The organism is Meiothermus cerbereus, assembly GCF_051297115.1.
GTDB classification, from domain to species: domain Bacteria; phylum Deinococcota; class Deinococci; order Deinococcales; family Thermaceae; genus Meiothermus; species Meiothermus cerbereus_A.
In genome coordinates this window covers 1-15,396 of the sequence record NZ_JBEVAL010000005.1, presented here as the reverse complement: position 1 = coordinate 15,396, position 15,396 = coordinate 1, and the positions used below count along the sequence as shown (strand labels likewise).

Sequence of the window (15,396 nt, the reverse complement as noted above, 5' to 3'; positions counted from 1 at the left end):
TAGGAGGTGGGGTTTGTTAGGAACCGTAGCGCGCGTGGGCAGGGTCCTGGGGCTTTTTACCCAGGAGAGCCCCGAGTGGGGGGTGAGCGAGGCGGCCAAAGCGCTGGGTATTTCGCGCACCACTGCCCACGAACTGCTTTCGTCGCTGGCCCAGATTGGCCTGTTGCACCGGATGAGTACGGGCCGCTACAAGCTAGGATTTCGCCTGCTGAGCCTGGCCCAGACCCTTCTGGTCAACACCCCCTGGCGGGATGTGGCGCACCGCGAGATGGTGCGCCTGCATGCCTGTACTGGTGCGGTGGTACAGCTAGCCGCCTATGATGGGGGAGCCCTGATTTGCCTGGAGCAGAACCCCGCCCCGATGGGTTTCCCGCTAGCGGCTGGGTGGGGGGTGCACTGCAGTGCTTTGGGCAAGGTGATGCTGGCTGGAAAACCCGACAAGGCCCTGGAAGGGCTGCTCGAGCTCCCCCTACAAGCCCGAACCCCCTGCACCATTACCGCCCCCGAGGAACTGCGCTCAGAGATCCTGCGGGTGCGTGCCCAGGGCTACGCCTATGAGATTGAGGAACAGGAAAAAGGCTTTTGTGCAGTGGCTGCCCCGATTCGCAACCACAATGCCGAGGTGATTGCAGCGCTGGGGCTGCGGGTTGCTACTGAAGATTTTCACCGCCGTAAGTGGGCGTTGCGGGACGCCGTGGTGCGCTCTGCCCAGGACGTATCCTTGGCTATCGGCTACGATCCCAGCCAGCCATTTCCCAGATGGCACCTGGTGCAGGGCCAGGAGCGGCTGGTTAGAAGCTAGAGCACTCTTCATAATCATTGAGCCCCTTACCAAGTTTGATTGTTGTGCAGCGTGCGATAGCTTGCCTGATAGCTGGGCATGGGCTTTGGGCTACGAAAGAACAAGGGGCATTCGTGTATTTCGAATACCCCTGTTTTCAGGGGAGGCTTACCTTTTCACAATGAACCCTAACCCAAGGGAGGGATGGGTGGGATGTTTGCACACGTGAATAACCTGACCCTGCACTACCAGTGTGCAGGAAAGGACAAAGCCCAGCCAGTGGTGTTTATCAACTCGCTCGGGAGCGATATGCGCATCTGGGAGGGGGTGCTTTCATTCCTGGAAGGCTATCACCTGATCTGCTATGACAAGCGCGGGCACGGCCTTTCCGATGCACCCCCAGCCCCCTACACCTTGCAGGACCACGCGAGCGACCTCGGGGCCTTGCTGGATTACCTGGGGGTTGCTTCGGCGGTGCTGGTGGGCATCTCGGTGGGTGGCATGATTGCCCTCGAGCTGGCCCGCAGCCGCCCCGAGCAGGTGGCTGCCCTGGTGCTCTGCGACACCGGGGCCCGTATTGGCACAGTGGAGTCCTGGAACGCCCGCATCGAGGCCATTCGTAGCCAGGGCCTGGACGAGGTGGCCCTGGGCGTGATCGAGCGCTGGTTTACCCGGGCTTTTTTTCAGCAACGCCCAGCCGAGGCCAGGGGTTACTACAACATGTTGAGCCGTACCCCGGTCGAGGGCTACATCGGTACCTGCATGGCCCTGCGCGACGCCGACCTGCGTCCTTATATCTCTCAGGTCCAGCAGCCCAGCCTGGTGCTGTGTGGCGAGGCCGATCCGTCCACCCCGCTTGCGCTATCGGAGGAGCTTTCTCGAGCTCTGGGGGCTCGCCTCGAGCTGATTCCCGAGGCGGCCCACCTGCCCTGTATCGAGCAGCCTCAGCAAGTGGGGCAGCAGATCCGAGTTTTTTTGCAGGAGTTGGGTTATGTCGCGTTATGAACAGGGAATGAAAGTCCGTCGGGCGGTGCTGGGCGATGCCCATGTGGATCAGGCTGAAGCCCAAAAAACCGATTTCGATGCAGATTTCCAGCAATTTATCACCGAGTATGCCTGGGGCGGGGTCTGGGCCCGCGAAGGCCTCGAGCGAAAGACCCGCCACCTGCTGACCATCGTCATCCTGGCCGCTTTGGGCAAGGAGCACGAACTGGGCATGCACATCCGGGCTACGGCCCAGACCGGCTTGAGCCCGCAGGAGGTGCGTGAGGCACTGCTCCAGGTGGCGATTTATGCGGGCCTTCCCGCCGCCAACCAGGCCTTTTTGGTTGCCAAACAGGCCTATACCCAGATACAGAACCCCCCCAAGGAGGAGTTATGAGTCGGACCAGCATACTGGACTGGAGCATCCAGCCCCCCTACCTGCACACCCCCTATGTGGCTACGGTGCGCCGGGCCCCCCATCACCCCCTGATACCCCTGGCCAGCTCGCTCGCGGAGCGGACCGGCCCCGTGTACGGCGAGGGAGACCTTGGCCCCCTCGACCACGACCTCACCCGCAACGCCGCCAAAAACGGCGAGCCAGTAGGGGAACGAATCATCGTGCATGGCCAGGTGCTCGACGAGAGTGGAAGACCTGTGCCCCGAACCCTGATCGAAATCTGGCAGGCCAACGCCGCTGGCCGCTACATCCACAAAAACGACCGGCACGAAGCCCCACTCGACCCCAACTTCGTTGGGGCCGGGCGGGTACTGACCAACGAGCGGGGCGAGTACACCTTTATTACCATCCGGCCTGGGGCCTATCCCTGGAAGAACCACCCCAATGCCTGGCGGCCTGCCCATATCCACTTTTCCCTCATTGGGCAAAACTTTACCCAGCGCCTGGTAACCCAGATGTACTTTCCTGGCGATCCGCTGCTCCAGTACGACCCCATCTACAACGGTATCCCCAACATCAAAGCCAAAGAGCGGCTGATTGCCTGTTTCGACCTCGAGCATACCCGGCCGGAGTGGGCCTTGGGGTACCGCTTTGACATCGTGCTGGCTGGGCGTGACCAGACCTACTTCGAAGGAGGGTGCTGATGAAGCTGCAATCACCCAGCCAGACCGTGGGGCCGTTTTTCCACTATGGCTTGCTGCATGGGGATGCCCACATCCTTGCGGATGAGACCACCTGGGGCGAGCCCATCTGGATTAGGGGGCGGGTGCTGGATGGGGATGGGGAGCCGGTAGACGATGCCTTGCTGGAGATCTGGCAGGCCGATGCCCAGGGCTACTTTGCTCACCCAGCCGACCCCCACCACCTTCGTGCCGATCCCAACTTCCGTGGCTTTGGTCGTAGCGGCACTGCCGGGGCAGGCTTTGCTTTCAGAACCATCAAGCCAGGGGTCATCCCCGGAACGGCAGTGCCCTTCATCAACGTGCGGGTTTTTGCCCGAGGGATGCTGGTTCACGCCGTGACCCGGCTGTACTTTTCCGACCACGACAACGCCGCCGACCCGGTTTTTGCCGCCGTAGCGCCTGCGCGCCAGAAGACCCTGCTGGCCTTGCGTACCGAGGCGCCGGGGGGTGTGGTGTACTGCTGGGATGTGCGCTTACAGGGCCCGGACGAGACCGTTTTCTTCGACCTGCACGGGTAAGAGGCCATGGCTTTTTTCCCAGGTGACACAAAACTCTTTGGGGGCCTTCTGGGTGATCTCGAGCTAGCCCGCCTCTTCAGCGACGAGGCCTACCTGGCCCGGCTGCTGGAGGTCGAAGTTGCACTGGCGGTGGCCCAGGAACGCCTCGGCCTGGTTCCCCAGGGGTGCAGCGCACAAATCCAAAGAGCAGCTACCGGTCTTGCCGTGGACTGGGTGCAACTCCAGGCGGATACCGAGCGGGACGGCTTTCCGCTGGTGGGGTTGTTGCAGCAGTTGCGTAAAGCCCTGGAAGGGGAGGCTGCAACCTACCTGCACTGGGGGGCTACCACCCAGGATATCCTCGATACGGCCCTGGTCTTGCAGCTTCGCGAGGCGCTTGCTTGGCTCGAGGCCCGTCTGCGGCGGCTGGTAGGCTTGCTGGCGGGTCTGGCCGAGTCGCACCGCCACACCCTGATGATCGGTCGCACCCACAGCCAGCAGGCCCTGCCCCTCACCTTTGGCCTGAAGGCAGCGGTCTGGCTGGCGCCCCTGCTGCGTGACCTGCAACGCTTGCGGGAGCTCAGGCCGCGCTTGCTGGTGGTGCAGCTGGGGGGGGCCGTGGGTACCCTGGCCTCGCTGGGAGACCGGGGACAGGAGGTGGCCGAAGCGCTGGCCCAGGAGCTGGGGCTGGGGGTGCCGCTGCTTCCCTGGCATACCCAGCGCGACAACCTGGCCGAGCTGGCGGGCTGGCTGTCCTTGCTCAGCGGCAGCCTGGCCAAGATGGCCCAGGACATCGTGCTCCTGGCCCAAAGCGAGGTGGCCGAGGTGCGCGAATCCCGCGAGGAGGGCCGGGGCGGCTCCTCGACGATGCCGCAAAAATCCAATCCTGTACAGAGCGAACTGGTGGTGGCGGCGGCCCGGCAGAACGCGGCTTTGCTGGCTTCAATGCACCAGGCCCTGATTCAGGAGCACGAACGGGCGACCCACGGCTGGCAGTTGGAGTGGTTGTGTTTGCCGCAGATGCTGGCCCTGAGCGGGGCAGCGCTTAACCGGGCGCTGTATCTGGGGGAAAACCTCGAGGTCAGCGCGGCCCGCATGGAGGCTAACCTGCGGGCCACGGGGGGCTTGCTGCTGGCCGAGGCCTTGAGTCTGGCCTTGAGCCCCTATCTGGGCCGCGCCGAGGCCAAGACCTTAGTGCAGCAGGCGGCCAGAGATGCTCTGCAGCAAGGGGTCAACCTGGTTGAGCTGGTGCGAAGCCGCACCAAAGCTCCCCTCGACTGGGCCGCTCTTAGCGAAGAACACTACCTGGGTCAGACCCAGCACTTTATCCAGGTGGTGCTCGAGCAGGCCCGGCAGGAGCTGAGCCACCCTACCGCAACCGGCGATGCAAAGACTTCGAGAGGAAAAGCAGGATGAAGCAAGTACCGCAGATTACCCCGGAGGAAGCCGCTCGCTTGGTCAAAAGTGGCGATGTGTTGCTGGTAGGTGGCTTTGGCATGACCGGAAACCCGGTGCACCTGCTGCACGCGCTGGCCCAGACCGCTACCCAAGACCTGACGTACGTAGCCAACAATGTGGGCGAGCCAGGGCTGGGTGGGGGCCGTCTATTGCGCAACGGGCAGATCAAGAAGGCCATTGGCTCGTACTTTACCTCCAACCCCGAAGCAGTTGCCGCAGCCCAGCGTGGGGAGATCGAGGTGCAGCTCCTGCCCCAGGGCAGTCTGGCCGAGGCCCTGCGGGCCGGCGGTGCGGGTATTGCTGGCTTTTACACCCCAACGGCTGCTGGCACCCCGCTTTCCAGGGAGGCCGAGACCCGCTGCATCGAGGGAAAGCAGCATGTGTTCGTAAAGGGCATTCGGGGTAATGTGGCCTTCATTCGGGCCTGGAAGGCCGATACGGCAGGTAACCTGGTGTACCGCATGACCGAGCAGAACTTCAACAAGGCGATGGCTACCGCTGCTGACCTGGTGATTGCCGAGGTGGAGGAAATCGTGCCGGTAGGCAGCCTCGACCCCAATCAGATCCACACCCCAGGCCTGTATGTGGACTATCTGGTGGAAGCCAAGATGGCCCCCGAAGACCTGGGCTCTTCGGCTTCGGTAGGCAGCAAAAAAGCAGACCCGACTCGCCTGAACATGGCCCGGCGGGCTTTGCAAGAACTCAAGCCCGGCGATGTGGTTAACCTGGGAATCGGCATTCCAACGCTGGTGGCTGATCTGATTACTCCAGCGATGGGGATTATCCTGCACACCGAAAACGGGATGCTGGGGGTGGGGCCTTCCCCGGAAGAGGGAGGTGCGCTGGAGTATCCGGTCAATGCTGGCAAGATTCCTGTTACCGCACTGCCCGGCAGCAGCTACTTCGACAGCGCGGACAGCTTTGCCATGATCCGCGGTGGGCACATTGACGTGGCCATCATGGGAGGGTTACAGGTAGATGAACACGCCAACCTGGCCAACTGGGCGGTGCCGGGAAAGCCGCTGTTGGGTGTAGGAGGGGCCATGGACCTGGCCTCTGGGGCCCGCAAGCTCATCATCACCATGACCCACACCAACCCCGATGGCTCGAGCAAGATTGTCCCCGCGTGCGATCTGCCGCTTACGGCAGCGGGAGTGGTGGATATGGTCATCACCGACCTGGCGGTTTTTGTGTTCGACGCAGGTCAACTTACCTTGATTGAGCTGATGCCCGGGGCCAGTCTGGAAGAGGTGAGGGCCAGAACCTCTGCGCGATTTATCGAGCGTCTGGGGTAGCGAGCTTCAGTTGAGAACTGCAATCAGAAGCAGTTGTAATCGGGCCAGTGCTGCACGGCCCTGGTGGCATTCTCGAGCCCCCGCCGCAGCTCGGCGATAAAGCTCCAGTCGTTCCAGGGGCGGCTGTTGAACAAAGCCGCCAGCACCACCCCGCCCGGCAGGCGCAGCAGCAGGCTGCGGCTTCCGGCAAAAGCCCCGTCGTGGCTCCACTCGAGCTGTTCCCACGGCAAGGTGAGCACCAGGGGAGGCTGGCCCGCTGGGGTGGGGGGTTCGCTGCTGCCCTGTCCGCTGGCCCTGGTCGGGGGTGGGTTGAGGGCCTGGGGCTGGGGTACCCGTACCCACCAGCCCAGGGCGTAGTAGCGCGGGGTTTTCTCGTACTGGGCCAGCCTGGGGCGGCGGAACATCTCGGCCAGGGTTTCGCGCGAGAGCAGGGCAGGCGGGCGCAGGCCTTCCAGCGCCACGGCAAAGCGCACCAGGTCGGGGGCCGAGGCCACCAGGCCCCCGTTGGCGCTGTGGGCCTCGAGGTAAAACTCGCCATAAGGGCGGTTGACCAGGCTGCCGTCCAGTACCGACCGAACCAGGGGGGCTTTGGGAAAGTCGTAGTAGCGCACCTCGCCCGGCAGGCGGTCTTGCAGGCGGGTTTTACCGGCCCGCAGGCTGTAAATGCCCGCCGGTTGCAGCATCGCCCGCACATAGCTTTGGTAGCTCTGGCCGCTCAATTGCTCAATCACCTGTCCCAGCACGGCATAGCCCAGGTTGGAGTAGGCCGAGCGGCTGCCGGGGGCAAACTGGAGTGGGCGGCTCATCATGAAGCCAATAAGCTCCTGGCTGCTCAGGGTTTCGGGTCGCTGCATGGCCCTGGCAATATCGCTCAGGGTGGGGCGGAACATGGGGTCGCCGGCCCAGCCCCGGTGCCAGCCCCCCGAATGCTGCAAGAGGTCGCGCAGGGTGATGCGCTCGAGGCGGGGGTCGGCAATCTGCCCGCCATAGGGCCTGATCTGGACAATCTGGAAGGCTTTTTGGCTCAGGAAGGTGTTCAGGTTGGGGTAGACGCCCCGAAGCACCAGGCCCTCGCCCAGGCGCAACACCGCTACCGCAGTGATGGGCTTGGTGAGGCTGGCCAGCCGAAACAAAGAGCCCGGTTGCACGGGTTCTTTGGCCCGCAGATCGGCCCAGCCGTAGCCCCTGGAGAGCACCAGCCGCCCATCCTTGGCTACCGCCAGGGCCGCGCCGGGGATATGGTAGCGCTCCATCAGCCGCTGCATGACCCGGTCGTAGGGCTCGAGGCTGGGTGTGTTCAGGCCGGTGACGGGACGGCTGGGGTGGGGCGCCTGCGGCGGGGGTACGCAGATGGTCTGGGCCGAGGCCCCTCCCGTAAGGATGAAAAAAGCCAAAAAGCTGGGTATACCGCGCAGCATATTCTCGAGGTCGTGGTCAGGGGGTTCGCTCCAGGGTCTCTTCCAGCACCACCAGCCAGTAGGGCAGGGTGCGGGTGACTAAATCCCAGAGAATTTCGTCCTGGATGCCAAAGTGCAGGTGGGTTACCAGGTCGGGCAGATCCAGGATGCTTCTCCAGGGGAGTTCGGACAGCGCTTCGCGCTCGCTTTTGTGCAGGGCGGCGGCCACAACGCCCATGCGGTGCAGGTTGTAACGCACGGCATCCTGAGTGCGGGGGTCGGCGCTGAAGGTGGCAAAGTCCATCCCGGCGGTGTAGTCCAGGATGCGCTGGGCAGCTTCTTGCATCTGCTCGAGGTGCACCCGCATGAGCAGGTGGGGGTTGGGGGTGTTGGCGTGGCGCATAAGCCCCTTTCAAATCAACTGCACGGCATCGGTCTCGATGTGCGGACGCAAATCGGCTGGCACTTTTTTAGCGCTCACCAGGTCTACGGGGCTGCCCAGCATGTCCTCGAGGTGGTGTTTGAGGCCGATGTAGTTTTCGAAGGTGGGCTGCTCCAGACGCACCAGAAAATCCACGTCGCTGCTCGAGTCGGCCTCGTCGCGGGCGGTGGAGCCGAACAGGTACAGGCTCTTGATCTGGTAACGTGCGGCCAGACCCGGAAGGCGCTCTTCCAGGATAGCCAGCACACTTCCCCTGCGCATGGAACCATAGTACAGCCTGGCTTTTACCAGGCTGGGTCGTTCAGCATGCTATTTACCGGGTTTTAGGGGGCATGCCCTGGAGATACACACGACTTGCCACGACCCACCTTTCGGGCCAACTTGCGTCCGTTTTTCTGAAGAGTATAGCCAAATTTCCCAGACTTCTGGTAAAATTTGACCCATGGAAACCACCCAGTTCAAGCTCGAGCCCCTGCTGCGCCAGCACAAGAAAACCCCCCTGGCGCTGGCCCAGGTCAGCGGGCTGTCCAAGACGACGGTGTACAACCTGGTCAACAACAAGGCCAAGGCGGTGGAACTCCAGACCCTCGACAAGCTAATGGCAGGCCTCGAGCAGCTCCTGGGCAGGCCCGTGCGCTTCGACGAAATTCTCGAGAAGCGCCCTTCCTCCAAGCAGGAGCGGCTGGCCCGACTGCTGAAGGATGCCAAGCCCTTCTGTTGGAAGGAGGTTCAGAGGGATCTGCCCCCCCTAACTCCGGAAGAAAAGGCCGAGAACGAGGCGTTCATGCGGTTGCTCGAGGAGGCCCGCAAGACCGACCTCGAGCTGAGCCAAGCGCGCGACCGACGGCTGCTCGAGCTTTTTGAACCGCAAAAGCCCCGCAAGAAGGGTGCGGTGTCCAGATGAACCTGCTGGTGGATACCAACATCATCAGTTACGCCTACAACGAACACAGCCTGTGGAGCGTTTATCAGCCGATTTTGGAAGGCCAGCAACTGCTGGTGGCCGCCCAGTCCGTGGCCGAGTTGCGCTTCGGGGCTTTGTTCAAGAACTGGGGCGAGCGCAAGCGGCGCCGCCTCGAGGTCTTGCTCAGTAGCTTCGTGGTGGTTCACACCGACGACGAGATCTGCACCGCTTGGGCCAGGGTTCGCAGCGAGGCCCTGACCAAAGGCCGACCCATTGGTGCGGGCGACGCTTGGATCGCCGCCACCGCCAGGGCGCTGGACATCCCTTTGGTAACCCACAACCGCCGCGACTTCGACTTCCTCGAGAACATAACCCTCATTTCGGAGAACGGCTAGGCTTGTTGCAATACCCAAGGGCTGGTGTTGCAGGCGGCCTGGGCGTGGCCTGAGCGTGGATGGATGGCTTCCCGTGTCTTCCTGAACCCAATTCGATGGGGCGGTTGTGCGGTTAAATAGAGGCATGAAAATCTACACCAAAACCGGCGACAGAGGCGAGACCGGCCTTTACGGGGCCGACCGGGTGGGCAAAGACCACCCCCGGGTGGAGGCCTACGGCACGGTGGACGAGGCCAACAGCGCCATCGGGCTGGCCCGGGCGGCTTTACCTCTGGCCCATGCCGATGTGCAGGCCGACCTCGAGTACATCCAGAACGCCCTCTTCGACCTGGGGGCCGACCTCGCAACCCGGCCCGGCGGCCCTTACGAGCGCAACCTGGCCCGCATGGACGCCAGCGACGTGGAGAAGCTCGAGGCCCTGATCGACCGCTACCAGGAAGAAGCCCCCTCGTTCACCGGCTTTATCCACCCCGGCGGCCACCCCGCCGCGGCAGCTTTGCACCTGGCCCGCACCATCGTGCGGCGGGCCGAGCGCCGGGTGGTCGAGCTGATGCGCAGCGAAGAGGTGAACCTCGAGGCCATGCGCTATCTGAACCGCCTCTCGGATCTGCTCTTCACGCTGGCTCGAGTGGTCAACCAGCGCGAAGGGTTCGCCGAGGAGAAATGGCTGGTCAAAAAGCGCCGATAAAAGGGGCCTGATATGCGCCTGGTTAGCCTGACCTGCTCCAACACCGAGATCCTCTGGGCCCTGGGCTGCCTTGACCGGCTGGTAGGGGTGGACAGCAACTCGGACTTTCCCGCCCAGGTGGCCCAGTTGCCCAGAGTAGGGCCCGACCTCCAGATCGACCTGGACAGGGTGCAGGCCCTGAAGCCCGACCTGGTGCTGGCCAGCCTGAGCGTGCCGGGGATGGAGCGGGTGGTGGAGGGCTTGGCAAAGCGCCAGATTCCCCATCTGGTGCTCGACCCGCAAACCTTGCAGGATGTCTACCAGGACATTTATCGGGTGGCACGGGCTTTGGGGGTGGAGCGCCAGGGCCAGCAGGTGGTGCGGGCCATGCAGCAGATGATCGCCCAGGCCAGAGGCTCGCTGCCGCACTGGCTGCGCCCGCCCAGGGTAATGGTGGAGTGGTGGCCCAAACCCATGATTGCCGCAGGAAAACACAGTTGGGTCACGCAGATGCTGGAAGCCCTGGGGGCCCAGAACGCCTTTGCCCACCTCGAGGTGCGCTCCAAGCCCCTGACCCCCGCCGAGGTGGAGGAAGCCCAGCCCGACCTGATTACGGTCTCGTGGTGTGGGGCGAAAAAACTGCGTCCGGAGGTGGTTTTGCGCCGCAAGCTGGAGATTCCTGCGCTCAAGCACAAGCAGGTGTTTGCCCTGGAAGAAGCCTACCTGGGCCGTCCGGGGCCGCGCCTGGCCGAGGGGGTCAAAAAGCTGGCCGATCTGCTGCGGCAGGTGCCGGTCTGGCAGCAGGGAGGCCGCACATGACCCCCCTCAAGGTGGTGACCTTCTGGGTGCGGCCCCTGGGCGAAGAACCCCTGCCCGAGGCCAGAACCCGGCTGGAGGCGCTTCTGGCCGTGTTCTATGCGGCCTTCCCCGAATACGCCGGGACGCTGGCTTTCAGCCAGTCCCCCCGGCCCCCCCGCTATGTGTTTGTGTACGTGAACCAGGGCTGTGCCGGGCTGTTTCCTGCAGCGGGGCAGTTCTTACAGGGGCGCTTACAGCAAGCCTTTCCCCAGGGCGAGGTACGCCCGTATGGGCGGGTCTGGCAGGAAACACCGACCGAATCTGCTCAAAGCTGACCCAAAAAAGCAAATATAGAGCCCCTCGGACGCGCCCAAGGCAAAGTCGCTTACGCGATTACGGCGAAGCCGGAACCTGTCCGGTGCGGCAAGTAAGGGGCGCTTGGCGGCCCTCCCGCGCTGAGGTGGTAAAAACTATGGCCTGAACAGCGCAATCGTTCCGGCTTGCCGCAGGGTGCCGCCGCCCACAGCCAGCCTGCCGTCGCGGGCCCAGGCCACTGCGTAAAGGGGCCGTACAAAACCGGAGGTGGTTTGTAAAAGCTGCCCCTGGACGCTCCACAGGCGCAGGGTCTTGTCCCAGCCCACGCTAGCCAGCCGCTTTTCGTCGGGCGAGAAGGCCAGGGCCTGGGCGGCCTCGGTATGGCCCTGCAGGGTTCGCAGCAGGCTGCCAGAGCGGGCATCCCAGAGCTTGAGGGTCTGGTCGTGGCTGGCAGTAGCCAGGAGGCCCCCGCCGGGGCTCAGGGCCAGGCCATAGATGCCCCTGGAATGGGCCATCATGCGGCGCTCGAGCCTTACCCCTTCGGGGCGCAGGCCCCACCAGGCCAGGCTTTCGTCGGCACTGCTGCTGTAAAGGGTGCGGCCATCGGGGCTCCAGGCCAGGCCGGTCAGGTGCGACTCGTGGGCGCGGAACTCGAGCGCCTTCTGGCCTTTGGCCCAGTCCCAAACCCGAATAAGCCGGTCACGCCCGCCGGTGGCCAGGGCCCGCCCGTTGGGGGCGAAGGCCAGGGCCCCCACCCCGTTGCCGTGGGCCTCGAGGGTCTGTACCCGCCGCCCGCTGGCCGTTTGGTAGATGCGGGTCAGGCCGTCGCGGCTGCCTGCGGCCAGATGTCGCCCGTCCGGGCTGAAGGCCAGGGCGGTCACCTCCAGCGTGGCCTCGGTGAGCCGGCGCACCGGCTGGCCCTGGCGGTTCCAGAGCCAGACCTCGCCGTCCCAGCCCCCACTGGCCAGCCAGCTTCCATCGGGGCTGTAGGCCAGGGTGGTGACCGAGGCGGCGGGGGGCTCTAGGGTTTGCAACAGCTCCCCCTCCCGGCTCCACAGCCGGGCCTGCCCATCGTCGTGTCCGCTCAAGAGCTGGCTTCCGGCCAGCGCCAGGCTCAGCACCGAGGCGGTTTGCAGGCTTTTTAGGGGTCTGTTGCTATTCCAGAAAATAATCTGGCCGTCCTGTCCCCCGCTGATGAGCTGTCCATCGTCGCTCCAGACCAGGGCCCCCACCGCCAGGCGATGGGCTTTCCATTGCTGCACAAAGCGCCCCTCAGCATCCCAAAGCTGTATCTGTCCGTCGCGGTCGCCGCTGGCCAGCTGCCCCTTCGGCCCCCAGGCCACAGTCCGCACCGAGATCTGCCCCAAAAGCGGCAGCCGGTAGCCGGATTTTGGGTTCCACAAAAGCACCCCATCCTGTCCACCGGCAGCCCACAGATTTTCCCTGGGGCCAGGCCCGACGCTGTACACCCAGCCGCGCCCCATATAGATGGACTGGCTCGAGCCCTGGGCGTCCCACAGGCGCAACTCACCGTCGGCGCTGCCGCTCAACACCTGCTGACCATCTGGGCTGATGCGGGCCGACCAGACCTGGTCGCGGTGGCCTTGCAGCACACCCTTCAGCAGACCGCTCTGGGGGTTCCACAGCCGCAGCGTGGTGTCGGATGATGCGCTGAGCAGGGTGCCATCCGGGGCGAAGTCCAGCGCACGCACCGTGTCGGCGTGTCCACTTAGGGTACGCAAAAAAACCCCATCGGCGCGGTACAGCTGAATATAGCTATCGGCGCCCAGGGCCAGCATGCCCCCAGGGCCGAAGCCAACTGCGCCCACCGGCGCCCGATGTCCCACCAGAAGCTGCTGCGGCTGCTGGGCCAGCGCCAGCGAAAAACATACGAGCCAACCAATCCACCTGTGCACGGCTATAGACTACTGGACTTTGCAAAAATGCAAAGGTGAGGCCGGGCTGGGGTCTTTGGCAGAGATTGGCGCCCTGGCATAGAATTCCAGCGGGAGCCTGCATGAACAAATACCGCATTCAGCCCAATGGTTCTTTTCGCCTGAAGGACTTTGACCCGGACGAGACCAGCGCCTTCAAGGGCGGCAAACAGGAAGCCCTGGAAGCCCTGGCCGGCCTCAACAAGCGCCTGGAAACGCTGCAAGAGCTGCTCTATGCGGAAGGTAAGCATAAAGTGCTGGTGGTGTTGCAGGCCATGGATGCGGGTGGCAAGGATGGCACCATCCGGGTGGTTTTCGATGGGGTAAATCCCAGCGGGGTACGGGTAGCCAGCTTTGGCGTACCCACCGAGCACGAGCTGGCCCGCGACTACCTCTGGCGCGTGCACCAGCAGGTGCCGCGCAAGGGCGAGCTGGTCATCTTCAACCGCTCCCATTACGAGGACGTGCTGGTGGTGCGGGTCAAAAACCTGGTGCCCCAGCAGGTTTGGCAAAAGCGCTACCACCACATCCGCGAGTTCGAGCGCATGCTGGCCGATGAGGGTACCATCATTCTCAAGTTCTTCCTGCACATCTCCAAAGAAGAGCAGCGCAAACGCCTGCAGGAACGCCTGGACAACCCCGAGAAGCGCTGGAAGTTTCGCAAGGGCGACCTCGAGGACCGTCAGCTATGGGATCAGTACCAGGAAGCCTTCGAGGTTGCTATCCGCGAAACCAGCAGTGAGTATGCCCCCTGGTACGTGATTCCGGCCAACAAGAACTGGTACCGCAACTGGCTGGTCAGCAGCATCCTGATAGAAACCCTCGAGGGCCTCCGGATGCAGTACCCCCAGCCCCAGATTGGTCTGGAAAAAATCGTAATCAAGTAGCCCCGCTGGCTGGGGCCCGAACGTATGACCCCGGGCTTTCCCCGTAGCGAGGGTTTTAAAGCTAGGGACTACTGACACTTAGGGCAAACTCCGCGCAGCTCCAGGTGGGCTTCTTCTACAAACCAACCGTTCTTGGCTTCCACGACTTTTTTGATGGGCTCCTGGTCGAATTCAGGCAAATCTGTATCCGACAAGTCCTCAATGCTTCCACACTGCAAACAAAACAGATGGTGGTGACGTTCATTGAAACCGTCATAACGGGTGTTGCCTTTTTGGTCCTTGAATTCCCACAATAAGCCAGCTTCACGCAACACCTGAAGGTTTAGATAGACTGTTGAAAGCCCTATGTTGTAACCTTTTTTTTTCAGGCCCAGATACAGCTCTTCGGGTGTCGGGTGGGTGTTTTTGCGGTCGAGATAGGCCAGGATTCGTTCTCTGGGCAGTGTGTGGCGCAATCCCACCGCTTTTAGACGCGACCGATAGCTTTCCCGCTCTTTGGTCTTTGCCATTTTTACCCCCGCGCGCAGGTTACAATATTATAAAACATTTATAGAAAAAATACATTGTTGCGATATTTATCGCATAGCGACGCTGCTCTGGGCCGCTCTGAGCTGTGCGATGCAACCAAAACAGCCTGAGGGTAGGCGACCGGGTTTTGGTGGATAAAATTCTGCAGGCAAGGCGTGAAAATGATATACTAATTGTACTGTGGAGAAGCCAATTTATCGCTTTTTGCATCTGGTATTTGCGTTGGGGACACTGCATTTATTGGTTTTGATTACGCTGGAGCTTCAGCGCAATGTGCAGATTCGCAATCAAATCTCGCAGGCCCGGGTTCGCCTGGAGCAGCTCGAGCTGCGCAATCAAAAACTGAGCGAAGAGCTGGAGCTTGCCGCTGACCCGCGCTACCGCGAAGGATTGGTTCGCCAAATGGGTTATGTTCATAAGGACGAGCTGCTTTTGCTGAAAACGCTTCCTGCCAGCCCTCCTTCAAACTAGTCCTCTGATTGCAAATGTAAGCGCGGCGCTTATATTCAATTCCAACGCGGTTCGGCATAGTATGAAGGCCGTATATGCTTGAACGGCTAACCGAACTGCTCCTCGAGGACGAAGCCCTAACCGATGGGCTTTCTGACGAAGACGCCAGCGAGCTGTTGGGCTGGCTCATCGGCATTGTGGAAGACCTCGAGGCCGAGCCGGGTGAGGTGTCCCAGCAGTATGTGAGCCAGTTGAAACGGCTGGGGCATGAAATTACCCGGATGTCCCGCCGCTATAGCGTTCCGGTAGAGGAGCTGATCGATCTGATTGAGCTGGCCTGGGAAGAACCGGGCGAGGAATCTTCCCAAAAACCCATGCAGGCTTGAGCATCTGTGCGGCAGGTGGGATGCTGCATTGGATGAGGGCAGCTCGAGGGGCTGCTGCTTTGCAGGTTATAGAAGCGAGGGGGTGTGGGGGAGCTATAAAACCCACCCCCTTCAGGGATGGCCGCCTCGCCGTGGCGA

Annotated in this window: 20 protein-coding genes; 15 read left to right on the top strand and 5 right to left on the bottom strand. The window is 62.6% G+C overall.

Features of this window, described 5'->3' with window-relative positions; genetic code table 11:
* The first annotated feature begins 13 nt into the window (after positions 1 to 13).
* The 7 genes from ABWU19_RS01935 to ABWU19_RS01905 all read left to right on the top strand — a co-directional run bounded on the left by ABWU19_RS01935 (position 14) and on the right by ABWU19_RS01905 (position 6,155).
* Positions 14 to 802, top strand: coding sequence for an IclR family transcriptional regulator (locus tag ABWU19_RS01935; protein WP_435900084.1), 789 nt, complete (start codon positions 14 to 16; stop codon positions 800 to 802).
* A 183-nt stretch (positions 803 to 985) separates the two neighbouring features.
* Positions 986 to 1,786 carry a 3-oxoadipate enol-lactonase gene (gene pcaD, locus ABWU19_RS01930; RefSeq protein WP_435900083.1) on the top strand — a complete coding sequence of 267 codons (801 nt, stop codon included), beginning with the start codon at positions 986 to 988 and terminating at the stop codon, positions 1,784 to 1,786.
* On the top strand, positions 1,773 to 2,162 hold the full coding sequence (pcaC, locus tag ABWU19_RS01925) for a 4-carboxymuconolactone decarboxylase (protein ID WP_435900082.1): 390 nt from the start codon (positions 1,773 to 1,775) through the stop codon (positions 2,160 to 2,162). The genes pcaD and pcaC overlap by 14 nt, the downstream gene beginning before the upstream one ends.
* Entirely contained in the window at positions 2,159 to 2,866 is a 708-nt protein-coding gene (gene pcaH, locus ABWU19_RS01920) for a protocatechuate 3,4-dioxygenase subunit beta (protein WP_435900081.1), read from the top strand. Before pcaC ends, pcaH begins: the two co-directional genes overlap by 4 nt.
* On the top strand, positions 2,866 to 3,423 hold the full coding sequence (gene pcaG / locus ABWU19_RS01915; protein WP_435900080.1) for a protocatechuate 3,4-dioxygenase subunit alpha: 558 nt from the start codon (positions 2,866 to 2,868) through the stop codon (positions 3,421 to 3,423). The genes pcaH and pcaG overlap by 1 nt, the downstream gene beginning before the upstream one ends.
* Positions 3,424 to 3,429: 6 nt before the next feature.
* A complete protein-coding gene (gene pcaB / locus ABWU19_RS01910) occupies positions 3,430 to 4,818 on the top strand; it encodes a 3-carboxy-cis,cis-muconate cycloisomerase (RefSeq protein ID WP_435900079.1) in 1,389 nt (462 codons plus the stop codon).
* A complete protein-coding gene (locus ABWU19_RS01905; RefSeq protein ID WP_435900078.1) occupies positions 4,815 to 6,155 on the top strand; it encodes a 3-oxoacid CoA-transferase in 1,341 nt (446 codons plus the stop codon). Before pcaB ends, ABWU19_RS01905 begins: the two co-directional genes overlap by 4 nt.
* Before the next feature lie 23 nt (positions 6,156 to 6,178).
* On the opposite strand, the gene ABWU19_RS01900 is transcribed toward ABWU19_RS01905, so the two are convergent.
* The 3 genes from ABWU19_RS01900 to ABWU19_RS01890 are packed head-to-tail and all read right to left on the bottom strand — an operon-like array spanning position 6,179 to position 8,255.
* Positions 6,179 to 7,573, bottom strand: a complete 1,395-nt coding sequence (locus ABWU19_RS01900; RefSeq protein ID WP_435900077.1) for a serine hydrolase domain-containing protein — start codon at positions 7,571 to 7,573, stop codon at positions 6,179 to 6,181.
* A 16-nt stretch (positions 7,574 to 7,589) separates the two neighbouring features.
* Positions 7,590 to 7,955: a HepT-like ribonuclease domain-containing protein gene (locus ABWU19_RS01895; RefSeq protein ID WP_435900076.1), complete on the bottom strand. Its 366-nt coding sequence runs from the start codon at positions 7,953 to 7,955 to the stop codon at positions 7,590 to 7,592.
* A 9-nt stretch (positions 7,956 to 7,964) separates the two neighbouring features.
* Positions 7,965 to 8,255, bottom strand: a complete 291-nt coding sequence (locus ABWU19_RS01890) for a nucleotidyltransferase family protein (RefSeq protein ID WP_435900075.1) — start codon at positions 8,253 to 8,255, stop codon at positions 7,965 to 7,967.
* Positions 8,256 to 8,436: 181 nt separating this feature from the next.
* Between ABWU19_RS01890 and ABWU19_RS01885 the strand changes: the two genes are divergently transcribed.
* The 5 genes from ABWU19_RS01885 to ABWU19_RS01865 all read left to right on the top strand — a co-directional run bounded on the left by ABWU19_RS01885 (position 8,437) and on the right by ABWU19_RS01865 (position 11,093).
* Positions 8,437 to 8,898 (top strand): helix-turn-helix domain-containing protein, encoded by a 462-nt coding sequence (locus ABWU19_RS01885; protein WP_435900074.1) that lies wholly within the window; start codon positions 8,437 to 8,439, stop codon positions 8,896 to 8,898.
* Complete coding sequence (locus tag ABWU19_RS01880) at positions 8,895 to 9,293, top strand: type II toxin-antitoxin system VapC family toxin (protein ID WP_435900073.1); 399 nt, start codon at positions 8,895 to 8,897, stop codon at positions 9,291 to 9,293. The genes ABWU19_RS01885 and ABWU19_RS01880 overlap by 4 nt, the downstream gene beginning before the upstream one ends.
* A gap of 124 nt (positions 9,294 to 9,417) precedes the next feature.
* Positions 9,418 to 9,981, top strand: a complete 564-nt coding sequence (locus ABWU19_RS01875; RefSeq protein ID WP_435900072.1) for a cob(I)yrinic acid a,c-diamide adenosyltransferase — start codon at positions 9,418 to 9,420, stop codon at positions 9,979 to 9,981.
* 12 nt (positions 9,982 to 9,993) lie between these two features.
* Entirely contained in the window at positions 9,994 to 10,779 is a 786-nt protein-coding gene (locus tag ABWU19_RS01870) for a cobalamin-binding protein (protein WP_435900071.1), read from the top strand.
* The gene (locus tag ABWU19_RS01865) at positions 10,776 to 11,093 is read left to right on the top strand and encodes a hypothetical protein (protein ID WP_435900070.1); all 318 of its coding nucleotides are present in this window, start codon (positions 10,776 to 10,778) and stop codon (positions 11,091 to 11,093) included. The genes ABWU19_RS01870 and ABWU19_RS01865 overlap by 4 nt, the downstream gene beginning before the upstream one ends.
* Before the next feature lie 135 nt (positions 11,094 to 11,228).
* On the opposite strand, the gene ABWU19_RS01860 is transcribed toward ABWU19_RS01865, so the two are convergent.
* The gene (locus ABWU19_RS01860) at positions 11,229 to 12,989 is read right to left on the bottom strand and encodes a WD40 repeat domain-containing protein (protein ID WP_435900069.1); all 1,761 of its coding nucleotides are present in this window, start codon (positions 12,987 to 12,989) and stop codon (positions 11,229 to 11,231) included.
* A 101-nt stretch (positions 12,990 to 13,090) separates the two neighbouring features.
* Here ABWU19_RS01860 and ABWU19_RS01855 point away from each other — a divergent pair, with 101 nt between their 5' ends.
* The gene (locus ABWU19_RS01855) at positions 13,091 to 13,894 is read left to right on the top strand and encodes an AMP/ADP-polyphosphate phosphotransferase (RefSeq protein WP_435900068.1); all 804 of its coding nucleotides are present in this window, start codon (positions 13,091 to 13,093) and stop codon (positions 13,892 to 13,894) included.
* Positions 13,895 to 13,962: 68 nt separating this feature from the next.
* On the opposite strand, the gene ABWU19_RS01850 is transcribed toward ABWU19_RS01855, so the two are convergent.
* Positions 13,963 to 14,403 carry a Fur family transcriptional regulator gene (locus ABWU19_RS01850; RefSeq protein WP_435900067.1) on the bottom strand — a complete coding sequence of 147 codons (441 nt, stop codon included), beginning with the start codon at positions 14,401 to 14,403 and terminating at the stop codon, positions 13,963 to 13,965.
* A 199-nt stretch (positions 14,404 to 14,602) separates the two neighbouring features.
* On the opposite strand from ABWU19_RS01850, the gene ABWU19_RS01845 reads away from it, so the two are divergent.
* Together ABWU19_RS01845 and ABWU19_RS01840 are read left to right on the top strand one after the other, a co-directional pair.
* The gene (locus tag ABWU19_RS01845) at positions 14,603 to 14,893 is read left to right on the top strand and encodes a hypothetical protein (RefSeq protein ID WP_435900066.1); all 291 of its coding nucleotides are present in this window, start codon (positions 14,603 to 14,605) and stop codon (positions 14,891 to 14,893) included.
* 74 nt (positions 14,894 to 14,967) lie between these two features.
* Complete coding sequence (locus tag ABWU19_RS01840; RefSeq protein ID WP_435900065.1) at positions 14,968 to 15,258, top strand: hypothetical protein; 291 nt, start codon at positions 14,968 to 14,970, stop codon at positions 15,256 to 15,258.
* The last annotated feature ends 138 nt before the right edge of the window (positions 15,259 to 15,396 follow it).